Below are 26776 nucleotides of genomic sequence, written 5' to 3'. Positions count from 1 at the left end.
AGTTACCCATGGTTGAGAACCTTCCTGTCGCCGTGATAGGCGCTGGCCCCATCGGCTTGGCTGCAGCGGCCCACCTGCTGGAACGGGGTCTGGATCCGATAATCTTCGAGGCCGGGCCGTCAGCGGGTTCAGCGATTGAGCAGTGGCGGCACATACGCTTGTTCTCCCCGTGGCGATTCAACCTCGACGCAGCGGCAGTTCGGTTGCTGGAGCCCACGGGCTGGGAGTCGCCTCGGCTGACCGCCCTGCCCTACGGCGGCGAACTTGTTGATAAGTACCTCAGTCCGTTGGCAGCACACCCGGCCGTTGCCTCCCGTTTGCAGACCGGCGCACGCGTCACCGCGGTTACCCGTGCCGGCCTCGATAAAACCCATGTGCGCGACCGCGACACCACCCCGTTTATGGTCCGAGTGGAACACGCTGATGGGGAGGTGCGCGACTACACCGTGTCGGCTGTCATCGACGCCTCCGGCACCTGGTCCACCCGCAATCCCCTTGGTACGTCAGGGTTACCTGCTATCGGTGAGGTCCGCGCATCAGACCGGATCTCCTCACCCCTTCCCGATGTTTCCGGACGGGATCGGGCCTCGTTCGCTGGCCGACGTGTCTTGGTTGTCGGAGCAGGCCACTCCGCAGCGAACACGCTGATCAACCTCGCGGAACTGGCCAGGACAGAGCCCGAAACACGCATTCTCTGGGCCATCCGCGGTGCATCCCCGGAGAAGGTCTACGGCGGCGGTGATGCCGACGGCCTGCCCGCACGCGGACAGCTCGGCTCCCGGCTTCGCCGTCTGGTGGATGCCGGCACGATCGAACTGCACACAAGCTTCGGCATCAACTCGCTGGTCGATTCGGAGCACGACGTGACCGTATCCTCCGGTGACGGTCGCAGTGTGGTGACGGACGTCGTCGTCCCTTGTACAGGCTTCCGCCCCGATCTGGACATGCTCCGGGAACTGCGCCTGAACCTGGACTCTGCTGTTGAAGCCCCTACGGAACTGGGCCCGCTGATCGATCCCGAGTTCCACTCCTGCGGCACTGTCCCGCCGCACGGCGCGAAGGTTCTCGCCCACCCGGAGAAAGACTTCTACATCGTGGGCATGAAGTCGTACGGCCGTGCACCCACCTTCCTGTTGGCCACCGGCTACGAGCAGGTCCGTTCCGTGGCTGCCGCGCTGGGCGGGGATCAGGCGGCGGCTGACACGGTGCACCTGGGGCTACCCGAAACCGGTGTCTGCTCATCCGACGCCGGTACCAGCTGCGACGTGCCTGCCGCAGTTCAGTCCTCGGAGGGCGAGCAGTCCGGCGGTTGCTGCTCCGCTCCGGAACCGGTGCTCATTGGCATCCCCACGGGATTGGCTCACGGCCGCTCCGGGGCCAACCTGGACTAGGCGCTGACGGTGTTGCGTTCGCGGTAACCATCGGCGGCGTAAACACCAAGGACCCGAACCTCGGTGGTGAAGAACTCGAGTTCCTCCAGTGCACGGCGGAGACGAGCATCCGCAGGGTGCCCCTCGACGTCGGAAAGGAACATGGTGGCGGCGAATTCGTCGCCCACCATGTAGCTTTCCAGCCGCGTCATGTTGAGGCCGTTGGTCGCAAAACCGCCTAGTGCCTTATAAAGGGCCGACGGAACGTTTCGGACTCGGAAAACAAAACTGGTGATCGCTGGACCGGGCAGTTCTTCCTTGGTGGGAAGCTCGCGTTCACGGGCCAGAACAACAAAGCGTGTGGTGTTGGTGGGATCGTCCTCCACACCGGAGGCCAACACCTCAAGCCCGTAGAGGCCAGCGGCGAGCGGCGGAGCGAGGGACAGCTTCCGGGGATCGTTCCAGTCCCGGACTTCGCGGGCTGAGCCTGCGGTGTCACCAGCGATGACGGGCTTGAGGCCGGCTTCCCGGATGATCCTGCGGCACTGCCCCAAGGCGTGAATGTGGCTGTGGACCTCCGTGGCGCCTTCAATGGTGCTGCCCGGGATTCCCAAAAGGTCGAAGCGGATGGGCAAGAAGTACTCGCCGACGATCTGCAGCTTGGACTGGGGGAGAAGGACGTGGATATCGGCCACACGCCCGGCGATGGAGTTCTCGATCGGGATCATGGCCAGATCCACTTCGCCAGTGGATACCAGCTCAAATGCGTCCTCAAAGCTCGCACATGGAACGCTTTGGAGGTCGGGGAACATTTCCTTGCACGCGAGATCCGAGTTGGCTCCCGGCTCACCTTGGTACGCAATTTTCTGGGCCATGATGCTCATGGTTACACGCAGAGCGCCCGGCCTCCCAACCGCGTCCACCCTGTGACTGGACACCCTAAGACCCCATCTATGTAGCAGCAGAGCGCGTTTTGGGTGCTCAAAACGCGCTCTGCTGCGACTCAGTTGGGTGGAAGGTTAGCCGTTGATGACCTGCGGGACGCCCAGGGCCTTGAGGCCCTCGGCGCCGAACTCCAGGCCGTAGCCGGACTGCTTGGCACCGCCGAACGGGACGCGGGGGTCCACGGCGCCGTGCTTGTTGATCCACACGGTGCCGGCCTGGATTCGTGAAGCCACTTCCCGTGCGGCACCCAAGTCGGAGGACCAGACTGAGGCGCCCAAGCCGACGTCGAGCGCGTTCGCTTTGGCGACTGCCTCGTCAACGGTGCTGTATTTGATGATCGGCAGGGCGGGTCCGAATTGTTCCTCGGCCACCAGCGGGTTGTCGTTGTCGATGTCGGCCACCAGGGTGGTGGGGTAGAAGTTGCCGGGTGCGTCGGCGTCGGGGTTTCCGCCCACCAGGATCCGCGCGCCGGAGTCACGGGCGGCCTCCACCAGCCGGGCGACGATGTCGAATTGCTGCCGGTTTTGCAGCGGGCCAAGGACGTTGTTCTCATCGAGCCCAACACCCATGGGCATCGCAGCAGCAACAGCGGTGAGCTCGTTGCAGACGGCCTCGTACTGGGATTCGTGGACGTACAGGCGCTTAAGGGCGGCGCATGTCTGGCCTGTGTTGATGAACGCACCCCAGAACAGGCCTTCGGCGATGGCTTTGGGGTCCGAGTCCGGCAGGACGATGCCGGCGTCGTTGCCACCAAGTTCCAGTGTGAGCCGCTTGACGGTGTCAGCGGACGAGCGGATGATCGCCTTGCCTGTGGCGGTGGAGCCGGTGAACATGACCTTGCCAATGGCATCGTGCGAGGCCAGCGCTTCGCCGACATCGCGCCCGCCAGAGACAACGGACAGCAGGCCTTCGGGCAGCTCTTCGTTGATGATCGAAGCCAGTGCCAGCACGGACAAGGGAGTGTATTCCGAGGGCTTGACCACTACGGCGTTGCCCATGCGCAGGGCCGGGGCGATCTGCCAGACGGTGATCATCATGGGCCAGTTCCACGGGCCGATGGCACCTACGACGCCGATGGGCCGGTAGTGCAGTTCGGCGCGGGTTTCGCCGTCGTCCACTACGGTTTCGGGGTCCAACGGGGTGGCGGCCGTGGCGCGGAGCCACGCTGCGCAGGCGCCGACTTCGAAGCGCGCGTTCGGGCCGTTCAGCGGCTTGCCTTGCTCGCGGGAGAGGAGCTGGGCAAGTTCTTCGGCGGAACGTTCGACGGCGTCGGCGGCTTTCATGAGCGCGGCGGACCGGGCGTCGTGGCCCAGAGCAGCCCACGCGGGTTGGGCAGCGGCGGCCGCGGTGATGGCGGATTCGAGGTCCTCGACAGTGTGAACCGGTGCTTCGCCGACGGCCTCGCCCGTCGCCGGGTCAAAAATGGTGCGGCTGTTCTGGCCGGGGGCCGGGGTGATCGAGGCCAGCAGGGCGTCGTAAGTCTCCATTGGTACTCCGCTCATGTAGTAATTCTTGGCGGCCAGTGAGGCACGCGGCGATGTTTCCAGTGTGGTGGGAGCCACGTGCGTAAACCTTGTCTATGCACGAACAGCCCTTGACCGGAAGCGAACGCTTTCCGAAGCGGGGTCTGTGCCTGATAATCGAGCTTGTGACTCTTGCTTCCCTCGCTGCCTTTGCCGGCCTATGCCTCGTCCTTTCCGTGACGCCAGGGCCGGACACATTCCTTGTCCTGCGCATCGCGTTGAACCGTCCCAGTGCGGGCATTGCTGCGGCGGCAGGGTCTGCGGTTGGCGCCATAGCCTGGGCTGCATTGGTGGGAGTGGGCCTAGCCGCCATCCTTGAGCAATCCGCGGAACTGTTCCGCTGGGTCAAGATCGCGGGCGGCTTGTACTTGCTGTATTTGGGCGTTTCGTCATTCATCAAATCCCGCAAGGCAGCCAAAGCCGGCGCCGACGGAACAAGCGCGGACGCGCCCCTCCCTTACAGTCGGCTTTCGGCCATGGGGGCGGGGGCGCTGTCTACGCTGCTCAACCCGAAGGTGGGCCTGTTCTACTTGGCTGTGGTCCCGCAGTTCATCCCGCACGGTGGCGACACCATGGGAACCTCCCTCATCCTGGGTGTAGTGGTGGCTGTCATCGCCTTCGCCTATCTGTCGATGATCGCCGTCGTCGCGTTCAAGGCGATGAGGTGGCTCAAGCGTCCCAAGGTGAGTTCCGTCGTCGAGCGTGTCAGTAGCGGTGTGATCGCCGGGCTGGGCGTTGGAGTCGTGGCTTCCGGCGCGACCAGCTGAATTTACTGTGCGAATTCAAATTCAAGCTGGATTTTTGGATCCACGCTCGCGATGACTCCAGAGTAAAAAGCCTGGGCCTGCTCCCGGAGAGCACCGTCATTTTGAGAGATGTACTTCTGCTTGTTGTCGTCGCTGAGAATGTTGGTGATCATGCGGGTTTGGACCGCTGCCGGTGTTAGCCAGCTGAGCGCTTCACTGCTTTCCAGCGGATCTTCGAACACGGGATCTTCGTAACCAATCCCGATGAATTCGGGGATGGTCACCCGGTATGAGTCTTTACCGGTGGGTTCGATTTTCACCTTTGACCCGTCGATGCCAAGTTTTGCGTCGAACTTGTACTGGATCAGCGTGGTCTTCTCGCTGGCAGGTACAACCACTCCGAGGATTTCGCCTGAACTTTCGTGCCGTGCCACCCCCTCAATGTGCAGGCTGACCAAAGCAACCTCTTGCACGCGGGTGACGGACTGTTGCACCTGGGAATCGCGTTCGCTTGAGTTGCTGCCGAAGAGAGAATTGAGTGCCAGGGCATTGAGGGCGCCGGAAGCGAATATGGCGACCAATCCTGCAATAACCAAAGGGGTGACCAGGACGAGTGGCCAGAGCAGAACCCTTGCTTTGAAGAACTTCATTACTTTTTCATTCCCCGGTCTTTGATGTCGAAATGTCTTCGAAGGTGCGCGGCGGTCGACGGCAGCAACAGAGCACCGTTTCAGTCCTTTCGAACCATACAAAGGCGGACAGGTGCAGTTCGACTGTTACGTGCTCCAGAGTGCGGCGTAATGCAGTGACGCGAGTCGGGGCTACGCCGCGAGTAGCGCCAGATAGTTATCCAACTGCCCCGCAAGATCCTGCGAAAAATGTTCAGCCGGGGACAATGCCACCACGATCTGTGCGCCGAGCATCATGTTGAGCAGATGGTCGGCGACGGCGGCGTCCCCGATAGGGGTGCTGATCTCACCGGCCGCCCGGGCTGCTGCGCAATGAGCCGTGATGGTGGCATGCCACTGGCTCATGGAATCGCTGTGGAGTGCTGCCATGTCAGCGTCGTTCAGCGCCTTCTGCCAGAACGGAATCACGATGCGGGCTTCGTTGACGCGTTCTTCATCCAGCGGCAGGACTTCGGCGCAGAACGCGCGGAGTGCCGCCACTCCTGAGAGTCCATCCGTCATGGTGGCGATGCGCTGGTTGGTGCGGTTGAAGACGTGCGCGAACGCCGACGTCAGCAGGAGGTCCTTGGTGGGGAAGTAGGGCTTGAGGGCGCCGTTGGCGAAGCCTGCTTCCTCGGCGATTTCGCGCATGGTTGCACCTTCCATGCCCAGCCTCGCGATGATCCGCCAAGTCGCGTCCACTAGTTCGAGGCGTCGTTGATCGTGGTCAACAATCTTTGGCACTGGGCGGGCTCCCGAAAAAAATAAAGGCTGGACAGGTCTTGTGACCCATCTTACGTTTTGGTTATTCTCTACACCTATAGAAAATAAATCCCGACCGTTCCAGGTCCCGGACAAGAGGCAGCCATGACGCTTACATCATCTGAGACAGCAACAGACGCCGTCGCCATTGTGGAAACGCAGTACGCCCTGGCAACAGGCGCCGAGATCTCTGAGGTCCAGGGAATCCTGCAGGCCGCCGGACACCTAGGCGCCGAGAAGCGCATCGCCTATCTGGGACTGGTGGACCCGGCCCGTGGCGCCACAGAGCAGGACCGCCGTTTCCGCGTCTTCCTCCACGACATCTCCGGAGGCGCCCCCACTGACGTCCTCGTCTCCGTGACCCGCGGCGAGATCCTCTCCTCCATAGAGCTCGACACCAAGGTCTCCGGCGAACTCCCTGTCCTGGAGGAGGAATTCGAAGTGGTGGAGACACTCCTCGCCACCGATGAGCGGTGGCTCGCCGCCCTCGATGCCCGGGACCTGGACGTCACCAAGGTCCGTGTTGCTCCGCTGTCCGCTGGCGTCTTTGAGTATGAAGAAGAACGCGGCCGTCGCATCCTGCGTGGCCTCGCCTTCGTTCAGGATTTCCCGGAGGACAGCGCTTGGGCGCACCCCGTGGATGGACTCGTAGCCTACGTGGACGTGGTCAACAAGGAAGTCACCCAGGTCATCGATCTGGGCGTCATGCCGATCCCGGCAGAGCACGGAAACTACACGGATCCTGAACTGACTGGACCGCTCCGCACCACGCAAAAGCCCATCAGCATCACCCAGCCGGAGGGCCCCAGTTTCACCGTCACAGGTGGCAACCACGTCGAATGGGAAAAGTGGAGCGTGGACGTCGGCTTCGATGTCCGCGAAGGAGTTGTCCTCCACAACCTGGCTTTCCAGGACGGGGACCGCAAAAGGCAGATCATCAACCGCGCCTCCATCGCCGAGATGGTGGTTCCCTACGGCGATCCTTCGCCCATCAGGTCCTGGCAGAACTACTTCGACACCGGCGAGTACCTGGTGGGCCAGTACGCCAACTCTTTGGAACTGGGCTGCGACTGCCTGGGCGACATCACCTACCTCAGCCCTGTCATCAGCGACGCCTTCGGCAACCCCCGCGAAATCCGCAACGGCATCTGCATGCACGAGGAAGACTGGGGCATCCTCTCCAAGCACTCAGACCTGTGGACCGGCATCAATTACACCCGCCGCAACCGCCGCCTGGTGATCTCCTTCTTCACCACTATCGGCAACTACGACTACGGCTTCTACTGGTACCTCTACTTGGACGGCACCATCGAATTCGAAGCCAAGGCCACCGGCGTCGTCTTCACCAGCGCGTTCCCGGAAGGCGGCTCGGACAACATCTCCCAACTCGCCCCGGGCCTCGGTGCCCCCTTCCACCAGCACCTCTTCAGCGCGCGCCTGGACATGGCCATTGACGGCTTCACCAACCGCGTGGAGGAAGAAGACGTAGTCCGCCAGGCCATGGGCGTAGGCAACGAGCGCGGCAACGCGTTCTCCCGCAAGCGCACACTCCTGACCAAAGAATCCGAAGGCGTCCGGGAAGCCGACGCCCGTGCAGGCCGCACCTGGATCATCTCCAACCCGGAATCAAAAAACCGTCTGGGTGAGCCGGTCGGCTACAAACTCCATGCCCAGAACCAGCCCACGCTGCTGGCCGATCCCGGTTCGTCGATCGCCCGCCGTGCTGCCTTCGCCACCAAGGACGTGTGGGTCACCCGCTACGCCGACGAGGAACGCTACCCCACGGGCGACTTCGTGAACCAACACTCCGGCGGCGCCGGCTTGCCGGCTTACATTGCCCAGGACCGCGACATCGACGGTCAGGACATCGTCCTCTGGCACACCTTCGGCCTCACGCATTTCCCGCGCGTCGAGGACTGGCCCATCATGCCCGTGGATACCGTCGGCTTCAAACTCCGGCCGGAAGGCTTCTTTGACCGCAGCCCGGTTCTGGACGTGCCGGCCAGCGCCTCGGGTTCGAGCTGCCACAGCACAGGCGCGGCAGCCGAGTCAGAAGAGCACAGCCAGCCCGCCGGGCACTGCCACTAGAACCGCTCCGGGACACACAATGACCACGACGGCGGGACGGGTCCGGTCAGCCGGGCCCGTCCTGCACCCCCGGATCTGCGCAGCGCTCACGGCAGTCTCGTGCCTGGTGCACCTCTGGCTCGCAGCCTCGGGACACCACGGCGCCTGGCTGGGCGTCCTCATGATCGCCTTGGCCGCCATCTGCGTCCCGTGCACAGTCCATATCTGGCGCCACAGCCGGGTGGGCGCACTCCATCAAGTGACCATCTCCGCATTGGCAATGGTGGGACTCCATTCCGTCTTGCTGCTTGGAGCGGGAGGTGCCGGACACGTCCACGGCGGCAGGCCGACGTCGAACGCTGTTGATACCTCCGGCGCGGCCGGATTGTTGCTGGTGATCGGGATGGAAATCACGACGGCGTTACTCGCCGCCACGCTGGTGGCGCGCCTGAGGCGTCGGGTGGCAGGCTGACCCACACCTGCCGCCGAAGTGGCCCATCTTTGCTGGAGCAAAGCCCGGTTTTCGGGGTCGAGGACCATGCCGGAGAACCAAAGAAGGGCCAAAGGGGCCAGGTCTTGTTGCTGCGGCCGATGTTGATGCGGGGCATGGTGGGCACTGAAAGTGTGACAGCGGCCGCCAATTGTTAGAGTCGGTCAGTGCGCGCAGTAGTTTTTGATGAAGTCCGGACCCAGCCCGACGTAAGGGATGTTGCCAAACCCCAGGCTCCCGCGGGAGGTGTGGTGGTAAAAGTGCTGGCAACAGGAATGTGCCGCAGCGACTGGCATGCCTGGGCCGGCCACGATGATGTCGCCATGCCCCATGTGCCAGGTCACGAGCTCGCCGGGGTGATCGACGCCGTCGGAGAAGGCGTTCAGCGCTGGAAGGTGGGCGACCGCGTCACCGTCCCCTTCGTCTGCGGGTGCGGCGCCTGCGAATGGTGCCTGGCCGGCGAGGCGCAGGTCTGCCCGGACCAGCAGCAGCCCGGCTTCACCCACTGGGGATCGTTCGCCGAGTTTGTGGCCCTGCATGCTGCGGACAGCAACTTGGTTGCCATTCCTGACGGTGTTGAGTTCACGACGGCGGCAAGCCTCGGCTGCCGCTTCGCCACGGCATACCGTGCGCTGGCGGCCCGTGCTCAGGTGAAGGCCGGCGAATGGGTGACTGTGGTGGGCGCCGGCGGCGTGGGGCTGAGCGCTGTGATGATCGCTAAGGCCATGGGAGCAAAGGTCATTGCCGTGGACCGGAACCCGGAGGCCCTGGCTGTTGCCGAGCGACTGGGTGCCGACCATACTGTGCTTGCTGATGGTGCGGATATCCCGGCCGCAGTCAACGCCCTCTCCGGCGGAGGCAGCCACGTGGCGGTGGACGCCGTCGGAAGTGAACAGACCTGTGCCGACGCGATCTTGAGCCTTCGCAGGCGGGGCCGACACGTCCAGATCGGTTTGCTGCCGTCTGTCGACGGTAACCCGCAAGTACCCATGGCGCGGGTGATCGGCTGGGAGTTGGACCTCTTGGGCAGTCACGGTATGGCCGCCGTGGACTATCCGGGCATGATGGCGCTCATTGAACAGGGCGCGCTCCAGCCACAGCTGCTGATCGAACGCACCATTGGCTTGGAAGACGCCGCTGCACTGTTGCCCGGGTTCGACCAAGCCAACCCCGCTGGCATGACCATGATTGACCCTGCCCTGTAACTGCTCGCGAGCACCCAACTAAGTAGCAGCAGTGCGCGTTTTGAGCGCTCAAAACGCGCACAAATGCGACCTACTTGGGTGAGTCCGCGGGGCGGTTCCGGTACGCGGCGAGGAAATGGTCGATCCGGCGCACCGCTTCCTCAATGTCCTCCGTCGCCGGCAGGATCACAAACCGGAAATGGTCAGGCGTGGGCCAATTGAAGGCGGTTCCGTGCGAGACCAGGATTTTCTGCTCCTGCAGGAGTTGGAGGACGAACTTCTCGTCTGAGGCAATCGGGTAGATCTCGGGATCCAAGCGAGGAAACAGGTACATGGCACCCGCTGCGGGAACGCAACTGACGCCCGGGATCGCGGTGAGGAGCTTCCACGCCAGGTCCCGCTGGTCGCGGAGCCTTCCGCCAGGACGGATGAGCGCTTCGATGCTTTGGTACCCACCCAGGCAGGTCTGGATTGCGTGCTGGGCCGGAACGTTCGCACACAACCGCAATGAGGCCAGCAGTTCCAAGGACTCCCGGTAAGCAGCGGTTGCCGTCCGGGGGCCGGTAACAGCAACCCAACCTGCCCGGTATCCGGGCATGCGGTACGCCTTGGACAACCCGCTGAAGGTCAAGACGCAGACGTCCTCCGCAACCGAGGCCGTGTGAATATGGGGGGCATCGACGTAGCGGATCTTCTCGTAAATCTCATCCGAGAACAGAACGAGGTCATGCTTACGGGCCAGGTCCGCGAACTGTTCCAGAATGTGCCGGGGGTAGACGGCGCCGGTGGGGTTGTTCGGGTTGATGATCACAATGCCCTTGGTGCGCGGGGTGATCTTGGCTTCGACATCGGCCATGTCCGGCCACCAGTTCTCCTCCTCATCGCACAAATAGTGCACCGGGTTTCCGCCAGTCAGGGTCACCGCTGCGGTCCACAGAGGGTAATCGGGCGCCGGGATGAGGATTTCGTCGCCGTTCTCCATGAACGCCTGCAGGGTCATGGAGATGAGCTCGCTGACGCCGTTGCCAACAAAGACATCTTCGACGCCGATCGTCATCAGTCCGCGCGTCTGGTAGTACTGCGAGATGGCGGTGCGGGCGGAGAAAATGCCCTTGGAGTCGCTGTAACCCTGTGCGCCGCGAAGGTGATGGATCATATCCACCACAACAGACTCCGGTGCCTCCAGTCCAAACGGTGCCGTGTCACCCAGATTCATTTTGAGAATGCGGTGCCCCTCGGCCTCCATGGCCTTGGCCGCTTGGAGGATGGGCCCACGGAGTTCGTAGCGGACATTCTGAAGTTTGCTGGAGTGCTGCATCGGACGCATGGTTGATCTTTTCATGGCAGCGGCCCGGGTGAGCAAACTGTTCGGGAATCAGACCCAGCGTAAGACCACGGGAAGGCGCCGGGTGCTTGCCGAAACTTCCCGTTCAGTGCCGTCCACAGCAACAGCGAAGTGCTGAATATCGTCCGCTGAAGCCAGGACCTCAAAGTGCCCGGTCGCGTCACTGACGGCGGCAGTAGCCGATGAATGCGCGTGGATGTAGGCGTCGGAGATGCCCTTGTTGTGGCCATCCACCAGTCGTCCCCGGATGCGGCGTCCGGCAGCCGCGTTGCCCACTGCCGCCTGTGCGGGCGGATCCGACGGTTCCTCGAAGCGGAGGGATACAGGGATGCAGACCAGAAAACCCAGCCCCTGCCCGATTGCGCCGTCATACTCCTCAGGCCGGAACTCGCCGTTGGACACCACTGAGTACTGGCCATGGAGTTCCACAGCCAGAAGCAGTTGCTCCATGTTGTCCAACTGCTCAGGGCCGTGGCATTCAACGGCCACCTTCAGCTCCAGATCCAGTGCCGGGCCGTCGCGGCGTGACCGCCCAACCCTGTTGAGGGTTACGGCGCGTACGGTGACCGGAGCGTCGGGTGGCGGAACGACGGCGGTGGGGGACCCGTCGTCGAACCTTACGTGTTGAGGGGCGACGGCGTTGGAAAGTACCCCCAGGAGGTCGGACAGCGACGATTGCACATGGCCCACGGAAGAACCCCACCCGGACGGAGATCCACTAATTCAACTGGAACAAGGCTACTCCCGGAGATGCCCGTAGCGCACGGCGCATGGCCGGGTTTTTGTACAGATAATGCCCCTAAGGCCGCCGCAGGAGGGCATTATCTGTACAAAATTCAGGAGAGTCCCGGTACTCCGTCGTTGATGGTGAATGACTTCTTGGTGCTGACCGGGGCGCCCGGCGTGGTGACGTAGTCCAGTACACGGAAGTCGGCGGTCATGGCCTCCTTGGTAATGCGAGTGTTCACGTAGCCGCGGTTGTCGTTGTAGAACTTCAGGTGCGGGTTCCAGGCCATGGTGGAGTCGGTGGTGGATCCTGTGCCGTCACCCGTGGAGGTAATGGACGAGCACACCAGTTCTGTTCCCACCACCGCTGCCGCAGGGTCTTTGTAGTCCACTTTGAGGTTGGTGGCCCAGTGGCGGTGAACGTCGCCGGTGAGTACGACGGCGTTGCGCACCTTGGCGTCCAACCAGCCTTGGGTGATCCTGCGGCGGGAAGCGGCATAGCCGTCCCAGCCGTCCATGGAGACGTCGTCGATGTTCGGCGCCTTGTCGCGGTCCCGTTCGGCGAAGAAGACCTGCTGGCCCAGGATGTCCCAGCGTTGCGTGGAGTTCTTGAATCCGTCCAGCAGCCACTTTTCCTGCTCAGCACCGGTGATGGTGCGGTTCTCGTCCAGACGCTCGGCCACGTTCTTCTTCCAGCCGTCCCCGGCGAGCTGGTCGTCCCGGTACTGGCGGGTGTCCATCATGTGGAAGTTGGCCAGCTGGCCCCACTGGATGCTGCGGTAGATCTTCATGTCGAATCCAGCCGGAACCGATGACGCGCGCAGCGGCATGTTTTCGTAGTACGCCTGGAAGGCTGCGGAGCGGCGCTGCCGGAAGTGCTCCGTGGTGTCGTTGAGCTGGCCGGGGTCGCTGTTCTCGGGGATCTCGTCCGCCCAGTTGTTGTCCACCTCGTGGTCATCCCAAACCACCAGCCAAGGCGCGATTGCGTGCGCAGCCTGCAGATCGGCGTCGGCCTTGTATTGGGCGTGCCGCTGGCGGTAACCCGCCAGACTGACTGTCTCCGGGCCCTCATGATCACGGGGGTTGCCGCCGCCGATCACGTAGCTGTCCTTTTTGTACTCGTAGAGGTAGTCGCCGAGGTGCAGCACCAGATCCGGGTGGTCTTCGGCCAGCCGCTTGTACGCGGTAAAGTAGCCGTGCTCGTACTGTGCGCAACTGGCGAATGCCATGGCCAGCGCAGCAGGGGTCTCGCCGGGTGCGGGGCTTGTCAGGGTGCGGCCAACTTCACTCAGGTGCCGTCCTGTCCGGAAGCGGTAGAAGTACTCCCGGCCGGGTCGGAGACCTTTGAGTTCTACGTGCACCGAGTGGGCGGTTTCGATTCTGGCATGTTCGACGCCGCGGGCTACTACCCGGCGCATCGCCGGATCTTCTGCGACTTCCCAGGCGACGGCGACGTTGCGGGAGGGCATGCCGCCCAAGCCATCTTCGGCCACGGGGTTCACTGCCAGCCGGGTCCAGATCACAAAGCCGTCGGGCCACGGTTCGCCTGATGCGATGCCAAGTGTGAACGGATGGGTGCGGAGACCGGCGTCGTCCGCTGTTGAAACCGCTACGGCGGGACTGGCGACGGCGGTGCCAGGCAGGGCGGCGACGAGTCCGGCCCCGAGGCCGGCGGTGATGAGGGATCGGCGGGAGATGTTTTCCATACGACCGAGCCTAGGAAGCCCGGGTTGACTGGATTCAAGGGAGACGTGAATGAGTGGTTAATTGTGTGACAAAAAGTGTAACTCCGGGTTGGGGTGGAGGAGGGCTCGTCTATGCTCAGTTCATGACTACGGGGGAGAGCCGTCAGCGGCCCGGAGTGGTGACGTTCTCAGTGGTGCTGATGTACATCGGCGGCATCGCGCAAATCCTCTTGGGAATCCTGACAATTTTCCTGCGCTACGCCCCGGAAGCCCAATCCGGCGGCATTGCTTTGCCTATCACGTTGCTGGGCGCAGGCATGATTCTGTTCGGCTTGTTGGTGATCGGGCTGGCCTCCGGAGTGGCGCGGGGAAGCGAAGCAGCCCGCCGCGGCGCCACAGCAGTCATGCTGCTCGGACTGGCTTTTGCCGTGCTGGACCTCATTATTGCCGCGGACGGAGATTGGTCCGCTGTGATCTCACAATCCATCGCAACGGTGGCTGTGCTGGTGCCGCTGTGGGCAGGCCGGGGACGCCGCTACTTCGAGACGCGCTGATGTAGTGCTTCCTGGGCATCCCGGTAGGCAACACGGCGGTGAACGAAGCGGACAACCTCGATCAGTGCGATGCAGGCAACGGATGTTCCCAGGATCAGTACTGCCGTGGGCAGCGTCGGATCCGTGAATTGCAGGAAGTCACGGGCAATCGGCACCGAATACACGAGTACCAGCCCGATCATCATGGCGCCGATGACCATGCCCTTGAAACGGGTGACGGGACGCGAGAGCACCACCAGAATCCAGATGCCGATGATCGCCAGGATGAGTGTGGACCCGGTCCGGATCTCCGCTTCCGGAATTTGCATGTTCGCGGCAAGCCGGGCGTAGGAGGCCAGCCCCAAAGTTACGGAGACTCCCGCAGGGACGGCGAAAGTGAGTGAGCGCCGCAGGAAACCGGGAACGTAGCGCTGAGCATTGGGCAGCAGCGCCAGGAAGAAGGCAGGAATGCCGATGGTCAGGCCGTCAGTCACGCTCAGCTGACGCGGAAGGAACGGGAACGGTAGCAGCAGGATTCCGAACGCGATGGCAAGGAAGGTGGCGTACGCGGTTTTAGTCAGGAACAGCATGGAGACGCGCTCAATGTTGGCAATGACCTGACGGCCCTCGGCAACCACGCTGGGCAGGTGCGAGAACTTGCCGTCAAGGAGCACCAGCCGGGCCACCGCTTTGGTGGCGGCGGCACCGGAATTCATGGCCACACCGATGTCGGCTTCCTTGATGGCCAAGGCATCGTTGACGCCGTCGCCGGTCATGGCAATCGTGCGGCCCGCACCCTTCAGCGCAACGACGATCCTTTTCTTCTGGTCTGGAGTCACCCGGCCAAAGACCACGTTGTTGTTGATGACTTCCAGAAAATCGTGGTCGTCGTCGGGCAATTCGCGGGCATCAAAGCCGTGAGGTGCATCCAGCCCCACTTCCCGGGCGATCGCGGCCACCGTTTGTGGGTTGTCACCGGAAATGATCCGGACATCTACATCTTGTGCTGCGAAATACGTGAGTGTCTCCGCAGCGTCGGGACGGATATTCTCCTTGAACGTCAGGAGGACCACTGGGACAGCATCTGGCGGAACAGTCTCGTCGTCGGTGGGTGTGCCGTGGGCAAGGACCAGCGTGCGCCGGCCGGTTGTGGCGAGTTCTGCGGCTTGGGTGGCAAGTTGCCGCTTCACGGGATCGCTGGAGTCGCGGTCCGGGAACACCATTTCCGGGCCGCCCAGGATCCACATCCCGTCCTCGAAAATCACCGCGCTCCATTTGCGGGCGGACGAGAAGGGCACCCGGTCAAGTGGGAGGCTGGCTGGCTCGTTGAAGTGGCCGGCGAGGCTGCGGGCCGTTGCGTTCGCATCTTTCTGCACGCCATACCAGGACAGCACCGACTCCCAACCAGGACGGGCGGTGAGCGGGTGCGCGTCGTCGAAAACGATGTCGCCCTGGGTGAGTGTCCCGGTCTTGTCGAGGCAAATGATATCCACCCGGGCAAGGCCTTCCACTGCGGGCAGCTCCTGCACCAGCACCTGTTGGCGGGCCAGCTTTACCGCCCCCACAGCGAAGGTGATGCTGGTCATCAGCACCAGCCCCAGTGGGACCATGGCGACGACGGCGGCAATAGTCGCCGTCGCTGCGTCCCGCCACGCTCCACTTGCCGAGGCCTCTGCCCACCCGCCCTGGGCAATCATCTGTGCGTTCAGAACCAATAACGCCACGGGACCGACGAACCAGGTGACCCATTTCAGGACGCGGTCGATCGAGGAGCGGAGCTCGGACGCTACAAGGGAGAATCGTTTGGCTTCCGCGGCGAGCGAGTTGGCGAAGGAATCTGCGCCCACCCGATCCACCACCGCTGACCCTTCACCGGCGACCACCACAGAGCCGGACAACACGCGATCCCCGATTTCCTTCTCCACGGCATCGGATTCGCCTGTCAGCATGGATTCGTCCACTTGGAGTCCGCGTGATCCAGACACCAAACCGTCCGCCGGCACCTGGTCTCCGGCCCTCAGGACAAGGGTGTCGTCCAGCACAACGTCATCGAGGGCGATGTCTGCCTCTGATCCATCACGCATTACCCGGGCATGCGGGGCGTTCAGCAAGGCCAGTCGGTCCAACGCACGCTTGGCCCGGTACTCCTGGACACTGCCTATCACGGCGTTGGCGATGGCACTGAAACCGAAGAGGGCATCCTGCCAGCGGCCGATCGCGAACAGAACAATGAAGCAGGCCAGGATGATGCCGTTGAACAGGGTGAGCACGTTGGCGCGGACGATGCTCCAGACGCTGCGGCTGGTGTCTTGGACGAACGCGTTGGTTTGCCCTGCGGCCACCCTCTCGGCGACCTCGGCAGTGCTCAGGCCTTGCGTCGATGACACCGTCTGCCGGACGGCGGCCCCTTGAAGATCCTTCTCCATGCCAATCACACCTCCGTTGGCCGCCACGGGGTGAGCCGGGGCCACCATCCCGGGACATTTTGCCGGTAATCCAAGTACTGCCCACCTTATGTCCTGGTGAGGGTTGGTTCCTCGTAGCCCTTCACGAAGGCGACCTCCGCGGCGAAGACGATCGTCCCGATCCACGCACGTGCTGGCGAGGTTGCCTGGGCCATGCGCGCCACAATAGTCCCATTGCTCCGTGTGCGCGAGGGTTGGTGGCCGGTCGGCGGACCCTGATTCCGAACGCCCTCCCGCTTGCCGCCCGGCGGGACTAGGATGGCCCGCATCCAAGGGCAGCTCGGACTTTCACCGAAGGAACACACTATGGGCACTCTTTCTGTTGACCTTTTCCTCACCCTCGACGGCGTCTACCAAGCACCGGGTGGACCCGACGAGGACACTTCCGACGGCTTCACGTTCGGCGGCTGGCAGGCGGCGTATTCAGACGAAGAAGCCGGTGCCGCGATCGTCGCCGGGATTGACCGCATGGACGCGCTCCTCCTGGGACGCAGGACCTACGACATCTTCGCGGGCTACTGGCCAAAGCAAAGCGACCACATTGGCGACACCTTGAACGCACTGCCCAAGTTCGTCGTATCGCGGACCCTGACCGAACCCAGGTGGGAGGAAACGACGGCCCTGACGGATGTGAAGGAGGTGGCTGCGGTGAAGGAGCGGTTCAATGACGTCCACGTCATAGGCAGCGGCGTCCTGGCACGCTCGCTCCTCGAAGCCGACCTTGTGGACCGGCTCAACCTGTACCTGTACCCACTGACGTTCGGAACGGGTAAGCGGTTGTTCCCGGACGGTGCAGGCGTGCCCGCAGCCTTCCGATTGGCCCAGCCACCCCAGGCATTCCCCAATGGCGCCATCCTGCTCGCCTACGACCGCGCCGGCGACCCCGTTACGGGCATTGATATCAGCCAGTCGTAGCCGGTCATCTTCCAACAGAAGCGTTCGACGGCGGGTGCGCACCCGCCGTCGAACGCTTCTGTTTTCTGGTTCTTACGGTGGGCGCCCGCCACCGTCAATTCCCCGCCAGGGGCAGCGTAATCCGCATGCAGGTGCCTTCCGGGCCGGTGTATGCGACGTCCGCGGAGCCGCCCGCGGCGACGGCTATATCGCGGACCAGGGACAGTCCGATCCCGAAGCTACGCTGCTGTTGGCCGGGATGGGGGTCGGGTGTCCTGGCGAAACGGTCGAAGATCCGGTCCTGGTCGATACCTGTAATACCGTGGCCGGTATCAGTGACAGTGATGACCGCCTGGTTAGCGGCCACGGTGCTGGCAACCGTGATGAGGCCGCCCGCTGGCGTGTGGACGAGTGCGTTCTCGGCCAAACCGAGGATGGCGCGGTGAAGTCGCTGCGGGGTGATCATGGCCCGGGGGTGCCCAGTGCTCGAACAGTGCAGGGTGATGCCCCGGTCCGCGGCCAATTGCTGGAGGCTGTCCACGACCTCCTGTGTGATGTCGGGGATATTCGTTGCCGTGGCGGCGGGTTCTTGGAGCGTGCCGGTAGCGGATTCGAGGAGTTCGTTGACTATTCCGGTGAGGGCGGCTGTGTCGTCCCGGATCCGTGTCAGTTGCCGGCCGACGGGCGATTCCGGAGCGGTGCTGCGTTGTGCCACTTGGATGCGGGCATCAAGGATGGCCAAGGGCGTCCGCATTTCATGGCTGGCGTCCTGGATGAAACGTCGTTGCAGGATCAGGGCTTCGCCGAGGGGGCGGATGGCACTGCGCGCGCTGAGCCAGCCAACACCGCCCGCCAGCAGGATGCCCGCTGCCCCGGCGATGACCATGGCTTTGATCAGGTCTTTGGTGTCGAGATAGGCATAGACGGCCCCAGGTTCGGTTGGTTCCGGATTGCCGGCCTGGCTCAGCAGGTACATGGTGGCCGCGGTCAGGAGGCATAGGACCAGCAGGGCGCAGACTGCACTGATTCGTAGCGCGATCTTCAAGGAGGCCTTGCGAAGGATTGCCTGATCCTGGGCCGGGGCCATGGACTGATCAGTCATGGGCTTCGCCTATCTGGTAACCCACACCGTGGACGGTCCGGATGACCGATCGGGCGACTTTTCGGCGAAGGTGGTGAACATGGGTGTCGATGACTCCGGGCAGGTCACCTTGGCTATCGGTGGCGACAATCAGCTCCTCCCTGGTGAACACCCGGTCCGGCTCGGCAGCAAGAACCGACAGCAACTCCGATTCGGTCGCGGTCAACGAGGCAAGGAACCCGTGAATGGAGCGCATGGATCTGGTGGTGGAGTCCAGTTCCCAGTCGCCGATGACGGTGATCCGGGGTGCCTGGTGGTAGCTGCGGGTCAAAGCCCTCAGGCGTGCCCCCAATTCCATGGCGTCGAAGGGCTTGGTCATGTAGTCGTTCGCGCCGGCGTCGAGCCCCCGAACCTTCTCGTCCACAGAACCAATGGCGGTGAGGATGAGGATTGGGGTGGCGATCCCCTTGGAACGTAGCGCGGCGATCAGCGCGATGCCATCCAGGCCCGGAAGCCCCCGGTCAATCACCATCGCATCCCACGTTCCCACCAGGGCCTGGCTCAAGCCTTCATGGCCGTCGACGGCGATGTGCACCTGATAGTCGGGCTCAAGGAGCTCCGCGATCAGTGGCCCCAGGGCAGGATCGTCTTCCACCAGCAGGACGGACAGCTTGGAGTCAGTGGTCACGGATCTATTCTTGCGCGGAGGAGGACTCCGCCGCGCGGCTACGCCTGCGTTTGAGGTATTCGATACCCCACGGCAGCACGGAGGCCAGCACCATCACCACGGCTATGACGTCGATGTTCTTTGCGATGATCTCGAAATGGCCCAACCAGGAGCCAAGGAGCGTAACGGAGCTCGCCCAAAGGATCGCCCCAGTGATGTTCCAGAGGGCAAAGGACTTGTAGTGATACCGGGCGATGCCGGCACTGAGGGGCGCGAAGGTGCGCACCACCGGCACGAAACGGGCGAGGATCAGCGCGGGCCCGCCCCGGCGTCGGAAGAAGTCTTCGGCCTTTGCCAGATGGGACGTTTTCAGGACCCTGGCGTCGTCGGAGAACCATCGGCGTCCGAAGCGGCGCCCCAGCAGATAGCCCACCTGATCACCCGCGATGGCGGCCACAGTCACCACTGTTATCAGCACAGGAAGTGTCAGGTTCAGTTGCTGGTGAAGGAGCCCGGCAGTGAAGAGCAAGGAGTCACCGGGCAGGAAGGGGAACAGAACACCTGATTCAATGAAGATCATCAGGGCCACCACCCCGAGGGTCGCGGGTCCCAATCCCTGCAGAAGGCTGGCCGGGTCCAGGAGGGGGAGGAGCTCGGTAGGGTTCAGTGCAGGCACCAAGGCAAGGGCTTCCATAGAGTCTCTTTCATTTGGGAGAGCGTGGGGACGTGGCCCGGGAATGAATCGCGGCCATGACAGCTGGTGCAAAGCGGTTCCAGGTTCCGGCCATGATCAGGACCGCCGCGATCGTTGCCGGGAACGAGGCAACAACGTCCAACGGATAATGGGCGCCGATGTACACCCGGGACCAAGCGACCACCACGGCCATGACCGTCCCTGCCCAGAGGACCGGTTTCGCCCACCGTGTTTCACGAACCAGAAGGAACGTCGCCAGTGTGAGCGCGACGGCCAAGGACGTGTGGCCGCTGGGGAAGCTGTTGGACACGGGCTCCGGCACCAGGGGATCGAACAGCAAGGCAGGATCCGGCCTGATCCGGCCGGTAACCACCTTGAACAATTGGCACGTCAGCCATCCACACGCCACCGTAAGGGAAAAGAGCGCTGCATTCTGCGGAGAACGTCGGATCAGTGCCAGATACAAACTGACAGCGATCACGATCAGCGTTCCCGCCACCGGACCGAAAAGCGCGTTCAACACCAGGGCCAGCCCGGTCAGCACGGGTGTGTGATGGCGGCTGAAGTCATCGTCCACCGCCAGTTCAGCCAAGGTCAGGCCAGGGACCACCTGAATCGCCCACCCCGTCAAGACAACGGCGGCCGCAAGTACCAGCCCGATGATCAGCCAGTGCTTGGGTGCGGGCAGGGGGTTGAAGCGCACGGGATGCGGCGCGGAATGCGGAAACATGGAACCCCTCGACAGGACGACTCGTTTCTTGGATTCTCCGCCGCGGGTTTTAAGAACTCGTTAAGAACTGCGCTGGTCCGCCCCGCGCCACCACGCCATGGTCGCGGCAGCGGCCTCCGGCAGGGGAGTCGGGTCCAGGTCCAGTATCCGCTGGCTTTCGGAGGAATCCATCACGAATGGGCGCTCAAACTGGTACAGCAACTCAGCCAATTCGCGCATATCGGTCGAGACCAGTCCGGCGGCCCGCAGCACCCAGCCGGGAACAGCGCTCACCTTTGGTTCCGTCAGACCAGCCGCTTGGGCATGTGCTACTGCGATGTCCCGCTGGGTCACGGCCGCGCCGGTGGGTGCATGCAGCACGCTGTTCCAGAGTGCGGGCTTCCCTGCGGCGGCGATCATGGCCGCAGCAAGATCCGGCACATAGGTGAAGGAATGCGGCTGGCTGGCGCTGCCAATGAACTGCAGCCGTTTGCCCGCCAGTATTGGCGTGACCATGCGCTCGCCGGCATGTGCCATCTTCACGCGCGGTCCAAAGAAATCGCCGGCCACTACGCTCACGGTGTTGGCCGCATGCGCCCGCCGCGCCTTCAACAGCGCCGTTCGGATGCCACGTTTTCCGCCCGCAGCTTCGCGGGGGCTCGATTCGGTCATGATGCGTGCGGGCTCACTGTACGAGTACAGGCTTTCGGGAAATACGACGACGGCGCCCGCGGCTGCGGCTGCGTCCATCACCGCTTGTTCGGCCCGGGGGAGTTCCGCGGCCCAAGCTGCAGCGCTGTACGCCGATCCGTGGATGCAGTGGAAGATGGCCGCTGATCCCGCGACGGCTTCCTTGAGCTGTTCAGGATCGGATGCATCTACGCGCATCTTCTCCACCAGTGGGTGGTCCGGGCCGCTGCCCGAGCGCGTCAGTACGCGTACCGGGTGCCCCAGCCCTGCGAGTTGTTCGGCGATGGTGTGGCCCACCGGTCCTGCTCCTGTGACGACGTACATGATGGTCCTCTTTCTTTGTGTAGGTGAGGTGCAAAGCAAGAGCAGTGCTCTCTGAATCCAGAATGACTGTCCTTTGGCGTGAAGTCAAGAGCACTGCTCTTGTTTGTTGACGCCGCTCTCCTTTGTGGCAAGCTATGGGCATGACTTCAGCTGCAACCAAGGCCAAGCCGACTACTCCCAGGGAGCGGGCACGTGCACAAACCATCGCCGACATCATCCGGCTGGGCCGTCAGCATCTGGCCCTCCACGGCGCGGCAGCCCTGTCCCTTCGCGCGGTAGCCAGGGACCTCGGCGTCGTGTCCTCGGCCGTGTATCGCTACGTGGAGAGCCGCGACGAGCTCCTCACCCTCCTGCTCATCGACGCGTACAACGAGCTGGGCGACCATGTGGAGGCAGCCGTGGAGGCCGTTCCCGACAACGACTTCGCCGGGCAATTCCGGGCGCTTGGCACTGCCGTCCGGTCGTGGGCGCTCCGAGAGCCCGCCCGCTACGCCCTGCTTTTCGGCAGCCCCGTCCCTGGGTATCAGGCACCGGGGGAGCGCACCACCGTTCCGGGAACACGCGTCATCGTCCGTCTCGTCGGGATCTTTGATGCCGCCTACCGGGCAGGTGCCCTGGCCACTGAGGTGACTCCCGCCGTCGTGATTCCCCCGGCGTTGGCCGAAGACCTGTCGGCCATTCGCGCCGAAATGAATCTCGCGGCACCAGACGCGTCGTTAGCGCGTGGTGTTCTGGTGTGGACGTCGGTGTTCGGGGCCATCAGCTTCGAGGTTTTTGGGCAGTACGGGCCGGAGACTTTCAAGGCCCGCGACGAGCTTTTTGAGCATCAGCTGGGCGTGCTTCAGGGCGTCGTGGGGCTCCAAGGCTAGGGCGCTACAGTATTCAGATGGTTCGTGGACTGGCTGACATTGGTGCGGAGGGTGTCCTCCTGGCCGGGGCGGGCCGCGCAATTCTCCTGCAGATCGCCGACCCCAAAGTGGGCCACGGCGTGGCCGAGCACAGCAATTTCGCGGAGCGCCCCATGGATCGGCTCCGCGCCACCATGACCTACGTGTATGCGGTGGTTTACGGCTCGGAGGAACAGCTGAAGGCCGTTCGCCGCGCCGTCAACCGAGCCCATGCCCCGGTCCGCCGCGGACCCGATGGTGCTTCACACGGCTACAGCGCTTTCGACGCCGACTCCCAACTCTGGGTGGTCGCCACCCTCTACGACACCGCCGTCACCGTCTATCAGCAGGTCCATGGAATGCTCGACGACGATACCGCCGACCGTATCTACCGCGAGTATGCGCGGATCGGGACAGCCCTGCAGCTTCCGGCGGATAAATGGCCGGCTGACCGGGCAGCCTTTGCAAGGTACTGGGAATCCCAGGTGCGCGGACTTCGCCCGGATGACAAGGCGCTCAAGGTAGCCAGGGACCTTCTCTACCCGGCTGGTGGGCCGCGGCTGTTGCGTCTGGCCATGCCGTTGGCGCGGTTCCTCACGGCCGGCCTGTTGCCGGATCAGGTGCGTGAGGGATTCGGCTTCACCTGGGGCGAAAGCCAGGCGCGCCGCTTCGAGCGGACCATGCGGATGGTGGGTCGCGTGTATCCGCGCTTGCCCCAGCGGATCCGGCACTGGCCCCGCGACCATTATTTGGGCCAGCTTGTGGTGGATTCCGCGGTGCCACATGCGTAACTCCACGTCGGTGGAAGAGTCTATCGACGCCCTTGCGCACCGCTACCTTGACCGCACTCGCGGTGGCCGTGTGCGGGCCGGGCTGACTGAGTTTGTGGTGTTCGGGCTGAAGCAGGCGTGGGCGTGTGTGTTCGGGGCGGCTTTGCTCGCGGTGATCATCGCTGCCCGGCTTTGGTACCCGGACAACGCGGCGCTTGCCCGCAACGATTTCCTGACCCTTGCCGCCGTCGTTATCCAAGTTCTGATGATCTCTTTCAGGCTGGAGACGTTGCGGGAATTGCGGGTCATTCTGCTATTCCATGTGGTGGGGACGGTGATGGAGCTGTTCAAGACGGACGTCGGATCCTGGGCGTACGAGGCCGAGGGCTTCCTCCGGATCGGGGCCGTTCCACTGTTCAGCGGCTTCATGTATGCCGCCGTGGGGTCCTATATGGTGCGGGTGTTCCGGCTGTTCGACCTCCGCTTCGACCGGTACCCACGCCGTTGGATCACCGCCCTGGTTGCGGCTGCGATCTACATCAACTTCTTCTCGCACCACTACATCTTTGACGCGCGCTGGGTGCTGCTGGCCGCCGTCGTGCTTGTCTACGGACGGTGCGTGATGCACTTCCGGGTGTTCCGGCGTCGCTTCCGTATGCCCATCCTGGTCTCGTTCCTGCTGGTGGCGCTGTTCATTTGGTTCGCGGAGAACATCGGCACGTGGTCCCGTGCGTGGCTGTATCCCAACCAGCTGAATGGCTGGCAGGCTGTCTCCATCGACAAGCTCCTGGCATGGTTCCTGCTGATGATCATCTCCGTGGTGCTGGTGGCGTGGGTCTACAAGCCGGAACCGCTTGACGCTCCTGCTGAGGTGGCTAGGCTTCGCCGCGTATCGCCTTGAGTGCCGCGCGGCGTGCCTGAAGCAAGGGTTCGACGTCGGACACCCGGCTCAGGCGGACGGCCTCCGGTGGGGTGGGGTTGCGTTGGGCGTTGATCACTATGCCGAAGCCGCCGAATGTCCCGGCGGCGAGCCAAGAGTTCTGTCCGCGCCAGAGCGTTACGTCTGTGGGCGTGCCGTCAACGGTGATGGTGAGCCGCTCAGCGGCGAGGGCGTTGAAGGTTGCGTCCTGGCGTTGGAGCTCTTCCAGGTTGTGCGGTATTCCGGCCGAGGCGCGCCAACGGTTTCTGGCGACGTCGCGTGGATCCTGGGTTGTAGTGATCACTTCCACCAGCGGGCCCGTTGGTGAAAAGGCGTTGCCGTGCGCCACCCCGCCCTCGCCGCCATCGAGTTGCCAGGATCCTAGCATGACAGGGCCTTCCTGGTCCTCCATGGAGTACAGCGGGAGCTGGTGCGCGCCCCTCCGAACCTCTTGCTCCATCCGGTCATTCATCGCCCAGAACTCGTCCGGAGGCACGTATCCAGCGATCTCCATCGGGCCAGTTTGCCAGTTCACCGTGGGCGAAACCACCCCCTAAGCCGCGTGATTCCGGGGCTTCTTTGGACTCCTAAAGCAAAGTTGAGCGAACCAGACTCAACTTTGGATTGACTTAATTCTGAGGCTGAGTACAGTTGAGTGCAGAACGCTCAACTAGCCGATTGTTGAGCAGGCTTCCGGCAGGTCAACCGCTCAGCGGACCGCTGCCAAGGGCAATCTCCAACATCGGCCATTGAAAGGAAAACAAGATATGTCACGTGCAGTAGGTATCGACCTCGGAACCACCAACTCCGTGGTCTCTGTTCTCGAAGGTGGCGAGCCCACCGTTATCGCCAACGCAGAAGGCGGCCGCACCACGCCGTCCGTCGTTGCGTTCTCCAAGTCCGGCGAAGTCCTGGTCGGCGAAATCGCCAAGCGCCAGGCCGTCAACAACATCGACCGCACCATCGCTTCCGTCAAGCGCCACATGGGCACCGACTGGAACGTCGCCGTCGATGACAAGAAGTACACGCCGCAGGAAATCTCCGCGCGTATCCTCATGAAGCTCAAGAACGACGCCGAGAGCTACCTGGGTGAAAAGGTCACCGACGCTGTGATCACCGTTCCGGCCTACTTCAACGACGCCGAGCGCCAGTCCACCAAGGAAGCCGGCGAAATCGCAGGCCTCAACGTCCTCCGTATTGTCAACGAGCCCACCGCTGCTGCACTGGCCTACGGCTTGGACAAGGGCAAGGAAGACGAACTCATCCTGGTCTTCGACCTCGGTGGCGGAACCTTCGACGTCTCGCTCCTCGAGGTTGGCAAGGACGAAGACAACTTCTCCACCATCCAGGTCCGCGCAACCGCCGGTGACAACCGCCTCGGCGGCGACGACTGGGACAACCGCGTTGTCGAGTGGCTCCTGAGCCAGCTCAAGGTCAAGGGCATCGACCTCTCCAAGGACAAGATCGCCCTCCAGCGTTTGCGTGAAGCTGCAGAGCAGGCCAAGAAGGAACTGTCCTCCTCCACCAGCACCAACATCTCCCTCCAGTACCTGTCCGTCACCCCCGACGGCCCGGTTCACCTGGACGAGCAGCTGACCCGTGCCAAGTTCCAGGACCTCACCAAGGACCTGCTGGACCGCACCAAGAAGCCGTTCCAGGACGTCATCGCTGAAGCCGGCATCAAGGTTTCCGACATCGACCACATCGTGCTCGTCGGTGGCTCCACCCGTATGCCTGCCGTCTCCGAGCTCGTCAAGGAACTCGCCGGCGGCAAGGAGCCCAACAAGGGCGTCAACCCGGACGAAGTTGTGGCCGTTGGTGCCGCACTCCAGGCCGGTGTCCTGAAGGGCGAGCGCAAGGACGTCCTCCTCATCGACGTCACCCCGCTGTCCCTCGGCATCGAAACCAAGGGTGGCGTCATGACGCACCTCATCGAGCGCAACACCGCTATCCCCACCAAGCGTTCGGAGACCTTCACCACCGCTGACGACAACCAGCCGTCCGTGGCCATCCAGGTCTTCCAGGGCGAACGTGAATTCACCCGCGACAACAAGCCGCTGGGCACATTCGAACTGACCGGCATCGCCCCGGCACCTCGTGGCGTTCCGCAGGTTGAGGTCACCTTCGACATCGACGCCAACGGCATCGTCCACGTGTCCGCCAAGGACAAGGGCACGGGCAAGGAACAGTCCATGACCATCACCGGTGGCACGGCACTGTCCAAGGACGACATCGACCGCATGGTCCGTGAAGCCGAAGAGCACGCTGCAGAGGACAAGGCACGCCGCGAAGCTACGGACACCCGTAACTCCGCAGAGCAGCTCGCCTACTCCGTGGACAAGCTGATCGCCGACAACGAGGACAAGCTTCCCGAGGAAGTCAAGACCGAGGTCAAGGCCGACGTCGACGCCCTCAAGTCCGCGCTGGAAGGCACCGACGACGCCGCTGTGAAGACTGCGTTCGAGAAGCTCCAGGCCTCACAGACCAAGCTCGGCGAAGCCATCTACTCCCAGGCCTCCGCAGCTGACGCTCCGGGTGCCGGTGCAGAAGGCGCTCCTGCCGGTGACAAGGCTGCCGACGAGGACATCGTCGACGCCGAAATCATCGACGAAGACGAAGCGAAGAAGTAGCC

25 protein-coding genes are annotated in these 26776 nt (G+C 63.2%); 11 read left to right on the top strand and 14 right to left on the bottom strand.

From position 1 onward, the window contains the following. Window positions 1-8 precede the first annotated feature (8 nt). Window positions 9-1391: an FAD-dependent oxidoreductase gene (locus tag MOD31_RS09850; protein ID WP_250820472.1), complete on the top strand. Its 1383-nt coding sequence runs from the start codon at window positions 9-11 to the stop codon at window positions 1389-1391. On the opposite strand, the gene MOD31_RS09845 is transcribed toward MOD31_RS09850, so the two are convergent. Then, window positions 1388-2245 (bottom strand): prephenate dehydratase, encoded by an 858-nt coding sequence (locus MOD31_RS09845; protein WP_166842221.1) that lies wholly within the window; start codon window positions 2243-2245, stop codon window positions 1388-1390. The two genes, MOD31_RS09850 and MOD31_RS09845, sit on opposite strands and share 4 nt — an antisense overlap. Window positions 2246-2389: 144 nt before the next feature. Further along, window positions 2390-3802 (bottom strand): aldehyde dehydrogenase family protein, encoded by a 1413-nt coding sequence (locus MOD31_RS09840; protein WP_223942683.1) that lies wholly within the window; start codon window positions 3800-3802, stop codon window positions 2390-2392. 161 nt (window positions 3803-3963) lie between these two features. On the opposite strand from MOD31_RS09840, the gene MOD31_RS09835 reads away from it, so the two are divergent. Further along, window positions 3964-4605, top strand: a complete 642-nt coding sequence (locus MOD31_RS09835) for a LysE family translocator (protein WP_250820471.1) — start codon at window positions 3964-3966, stop codon at window positions 4603-4605. Between the two features lie 2 nt (window positions 4606-4607). Here the strand turns inward: MOD31_RS09835 and MOD31_RS09830 are convergent, their stop codons facing one another. Both MOD31_RS09830 and MOD31_RS09825 read right to left on the bottom strand, forming a co-directional pair. Further along, window positions 4608-5234 (bottom strand): DUF4230 domain-containing protein, encoded by a 627-nt coding sequence (locus tag MOD31_RS09830; RefSeq protein ID WP_223941038.1) that lies wholly within the window; start codon window positions 5232-5234, stop codon window positions 4608-4610. A 171-nt stretch (window positions 5235-5405) separates the two neighbouring features. Further along, a complete protein-coding gene (locus MOD31_RS09825) occupies window positions 5406-5996 on the bottom strand; it encodes a TetR/AcrR family transcriptional regulator (protein WP_142937800.1) in 591 nt (196 codons plus the stop codon). Between the two features lie 123 nt (window positions 5997-6119). On the opposite strand from MOD31_RS09825, the gene MOD31_RS09820 reads away from it, so the two are divergent. The 3 genes from MOD31_RS09820 (at window position 6120) to MOD31_RS09810 (ending at window position 9776) form a co-directional block, all read left to right on the top strand. Then, on the top strand, window positions 6120-8102 hold the full coding sequence (locus tag MOD31_RS09820; protein ID WP_250820470.1) for a primary-amine oxidase: 1983 nt from the start codon (window positions 6120-6122) through the stop codon (window positions 8100-8102). Window positions 8103-8121: 19 nt separating this feature from the next. Then, entirely contained in the window at window positions 8122-8553 is a 432-nt protein-coding gene (locus MOD31_RS09815) for a hypothetical protein (protein WP_250820469.1), read from the top strand. Between the two features lie 185 nt (window positions 8554-8738). Further along, complete coding sequence (locus tag MOD31_RS09810) at window positions 8739-9776, top strand: zinc-dependent alcohol dehydrogenase family protein (protein ID WP_250820468.1); 1038 nt, start codon at window positions 8739-8741, stop codon at window positions 9774-9776. Window positions 9777-9846: 70 nt separating this feature from the next. Here MOD31_RS09810 and MOD31_RS09805 read toward each other — a convergent pair whose 3' ends face one another. The 3 genes from MOD31_RS09805 to MOD31_RS09795 form a co-directional block, all read right to left on the bottom strand. Then, window positions 9847-11082 (bottom strand): pyridoxal phosphate-dependent aminotransferase, encoded by a 1236-nt coding sequence (locus MOD31_RS09805; RefSeq protein WP_166842227.1) that lies wholly within the window; start codon window positions 11080-11082, stop codon window positions 9847-9849. Window positions 11083-11130: 48 nt separating this feature from the next. Then, a complete protein-coding gene (locus MOD31_RS09800; RefSeq protein WP_250820467.1) occupies window positions 11131-11790 on the bottom strand; it encodes a hypothetical protein in 660 nt (219 codons plus the stop codon). Between the two features lie 146 nt (window positions 11791-11936). Next, window positions 11937-13532 (bottom strand): alkaline phosphatase, encoded by a 1596-nt coding sequence (locus MOD31_RS09795; RefSeq protein WP_250820466.1) that lies wholly within the window; start codon window positions 13530-13532, stop codon window positions 11937-11939. Between the two features lie 122 nt (window positions 13533-13654). Between MOD31_RS09795 and MOD31_RS09790 the strand changes: the two genes are divergently transcribed. After that, window positions 13655-14065, top strand: a complete 411-nt coding sequence (locus tag MOD31_RS09790; protein ID WP_250820465.1) for a hypothetical protein — start codon at window positions 13655-13657, stop codon at window positions 14063-14065. Here MOD31_RS09790 and MOD31_RS09785 read toward each other — a convergent pair. Continuing rightward, a complete protein-coding gene (locus tag MOD31_RS09785) occupies window positions 14047-16470 on the bottom strand; it encodes an HAD-IC family P-type ATPase (RefSeq protein ID WP_250820464.1) in 2424 nt (807 codons plus the stop codon). The genes MOD31_RS09790 and MOD31_RS09785 overlap by 19 nt on opposite strands. 345 nt (window positions 16471-16815) lie before the next feature. Here MOD31_RS09785 and MOD31_RS09780 point away from each other — a divergent pair, with 345 nt between their 5' ends. Beyond that, window positions 16816-17424, top strand: a complete 609-nt coding sequence (locus tag MOD31_RS09780; RefSeq protein WP_166842230.1) for a dihydrofolate reductase family protein — start codon at window positions 16816-16818, stop codon at window positions 17422-17424. 94 nt (window positions 17425-17518) lie between these two features. On the opposite strand, the gene MOD31_RS09775 is transcribed toward MOD31_RS09780, so the two are convergent. From MOD31_RS09775 to MOD31_RS09755, 5 genes are read right to left on the bottom strand one after another with little or no spacing between them, the layout of a single operon-like run. Next, entirely contained in the window at window positions 17519-18505 is a 987-nt protein-coding gene (locus tag MOD31_RS09775) for a HAMP domain-containing sensor histidine kinase (protein WP_166842231.1), read from the bottom strand. Beyond that, window positions 18498-19172, bottom strand: a complete 675-nt coding sequence (locus MOD31_RS09770) for a response regulator transcription factor (RefSeq protein ID WP_166842232.1) — start codon at window positions 19170-19172, stop codon at window positions 18498-18500. Before MOD31_RS09770 ends, MOD31_RS09775 begins: the two co-directional genes overlap by 8 nt. Before the next feature lie 4 nt (window positions 19173-19176). Continuing rightward, window positions 19177-19845, bottom strand: coding sequence for a DedA family protein (locus tag MOD31_RS09765; RefSeq protein ID WP_166842233.1), 669 nt, complete (start codon window positions 19843-19845; stop codon window positions 19177-19179). 10 nt (window positions 19846-19855) lie between these two features. Next, window positions 19856-20575, bottom strand: a complete 720-nt coding sequence (locus MOD31_RS09760; protein ID WP_243753304.1) for a phosphatase PAP2 family protein — start codon at window positions 20573-20575, stop codon at window positions 19856-19858. 60 nt (window positions 20576-20635) lie between these two features. Then, window positions 20636-21568: an NAD-dependent epimerase/dehydratase family protein gene (locus tag MOD31_RS09755; RefSeq protein ID WP_166842234.1), complete on the bottom strand. Its 933-nt coding sequence runs from the start codon at window positions 21566-21568 to the stop codon at window positions 20636-20638. Window positions 21569-21702: 134 nt separating this feature from the next. Between MOD31_RS09755 and MOD31_RS09750 the strand changes: the two genes are divergently transcribed. From MOD31_RS09750 to MOD31_RS09740, 3 genes are read left to right on the top strand one after another with little or no spacing between them, the layout of a single operon-like run. Next, window positions 21703-22437, top strand: a complete 735-nt coding sequence (locus MOD31_RS09750; RefSeq protein ID WP_374206985.1) for a TetR/AcrR family transcriptional regulator — start codon at window positions 21703-21705, stop codon at window positions 22435-22437. Window positions 22438-22454: 17 nt separating this feature from the next. Beyond that, entirely contained in the window at window positions 22455-23246 is a 792-nt protein-coding gene (locus MOD31_RS09745; RefSeq protein WP_250820463.1) for an oxygenase MpaB family protein, read from the top strand. Then, complete coding sequence (locus MOD31_RS09740) at window positions 23239-24126, top strand: DUF817 domain-containing protein (protein WP_250820462.1); 888 nt, start codon at window positions 23239-23241, stop codon at window positions 24124-24126. The genes MOD31_RS09745 and MOD31_RS09740 overlap by 8 nt, the downstream gene beginning before the upstream one ends. Here MOD31_RS09740 and MOD31_RS09735 read toward each other — a convergent pair. After that, window positions 24101-24658, bottom strand: a complete 558-nt coding sequence (locus MOD31_RS09735; protein WP_250820461.1) for a hypothetical protein — start codon at window positions 24656-24658, stop codon at window positions 24101-24103. The two genes, MOD31_RS09740 and MOD31_RS09735, sit on opposite strands and share 26 nt — an antisense overlap. A gap of 253 nt (window positions 24659-24911) precedes the next feature. On the opposite strand from MOD31_RS09735, the gene dnaK reads away from it, so the two are divergent. Further along, the gene (gene dnaK / locus MOD31_RS09730; protein WP_223941016.1) at window positions 24912-26774 is read left to right on the top strand and encodes a molecular chaperone DnaK; all 1863 of its coding nucleotides are present in this window, start codon (window positions 24912-24914) and stop codon (window positions 26772-26774) included. The last annotated feature ends 2 nt before the right edge of the window (window positions 26775-26776 follow it).

The sequence above is a fragment of the Paenarthrobacter sp. TYUT067 genome (assembly GCF_023656375.1).
Taxonomy (GTDB): Bacteria; Actinomycetota; Actinomycetes; order Actinomycetales; family Micrococcaceae; genus Arthrobacter.
The sequence above is the reverse complement of the archived record's forward strand: the minus strand, read 5'-3'. Positions and strand labels throughout refer to the sequence as shown.

Bases quoted from the DNA above. Each gene is read 5' to 3' on its own strand.
- MOD31_RS09750 (WP_374206985.1), top strand. From the start codon at position 21,703: ATGGGCATGACTTCAGCTGCAACCAAGGCCAAGCCGACTACTCCCAGG.
- MOD31_RS09760 (WP_243753304.1), bottom strand. From the start codon at position 20,575: ATGTTTCCGCATTCCGCGCCGCATCCCGTGCGCTTCAACCCCCTGCCC.
- MOD31_RS09775 (WP_166842231.1), bottom strand. From the start codon at position 18,505: ATGACTGATCAGTCCATGGCCCCGGCCCAGGATCAGGCAATCCTTCGC.
- MOD31_RS09840 (WP_223942683.1), bottom strand. From the start codon at position 3,802: ATGGAGACTTACGACGCCCTGCTGGCCTCGATCACCCCGGCCCCCGGC.
- MOD31_RS09785 (WP_250820464.1), bottom strand. From the start codon at position 16,470: ATGGAGAAGGATCTTCAAGGGGCCGCCGTCCGGCAGACGGTGTCATCG.
- MOD31_RS09795 (WP_250820466.1), bottom strand. From the start codon at position 13,532: ATGGAAAACATCTCCCGCCGATCCCTCATCACCGCCGGCCTCGGGGCC.
- MOD31_RS09820 (WP_250820470.1), top strand. From the start codon at position 6,120: ATGACGCTTACATCATCTGAGACAGCAACAGACGCCGTCGCCATTGTG.
- MOD31_RS09790 (WP_250820465.1), top strand. From the start codon at position 13,655: ATGACTACGGGGGAGAGCCGTCAGCGGCCCGGAGTGGTGACGTTCTCA.
- MOD31_RS09830 (WP_223941038.1), bottom strand. From the start codon at position 5,234: ATGAAGTTCTTCAAAGCAAGGGTTCTGCTCTGGCCACTCGTCCTGGTC.
- MOD31_RS09735 (WP_250820461.1), bottom strand. From the start codon at position 24,658: ATGGAGATCGCTGGATACGTGCCTCCGGACGAGTTCTGGGCGATGAAT.
- MOD31_RS09740 (WP_250820462.1), top strand. From the start codon at position 23,239: ATGCGTAACTCCACGTCGGTGGAAGAGTCTATCGACGCCCTTGCGCAC.
- MOD31_RS09765 (WP_166842233.1), bottom strand. From the start codon at position 19,845: ATGGAAGCCCTTGCCTTGGTGCCTGCACTGAACCCTACCGAGCTCCTC.
- MOD31_RS09845 (WP_166842221.1), bottom strand. From the start codon at position 2,245: ATGGCCCAGAAAATTGCGTACCAAGGTGAGCCGGGAGCCAACTCGGAT.
- MOD31_RS09745 (WP_250820463.1), top strand. From the start codon at position 22,455: ATGGTTCGTGGACTGGCTGACATTGGTGCGGAGGGTGTCCTCCTGGCC.
- MOD31_RS09815 (WP_250820469.1), top strand. From the start codon at position 8,122: ATGACCACGACGGCGGGACGGGTCCGGTCAGCCGGGCCCGTCCTGCAC.
- MOD31_RS09850 (WP_250820472.1), top strand. From the start codon at position 9: ATGGTTGAGAACCTTCCTGTCGCCGTGATAGGCGCTGGCCCCATCGGC.
- MOD31_RS09805 (WP_166842227.1), bottom strand. From the start codon at position 11,082: ATGCGTCCGATGCAGCACTCCAGCAAACTTCAGAATGTCCGCTACGAA.
- dnaK (WP_223941016.1), top strand. From the start codon at position 24,912: ATGTCACGTGCAGTAGGTATCGACCTCGGAACCACCAACTCCGTGGTC.
- MOD31_RS09780 (WP_166842230.1), top strand. From the start codon at position 16,816: ATGGGCACTCTTTCTGTTGACCTTTTCCTCACCCTCGACGGCGTCTAC.
- MOD31_RS09755 (WP_166842234.1), bottom strand. From the start codon at position 21,568: ATGTACGTCGTCACAGGAGCAGGACCGGTGGGCCACACCATCGCCGAA.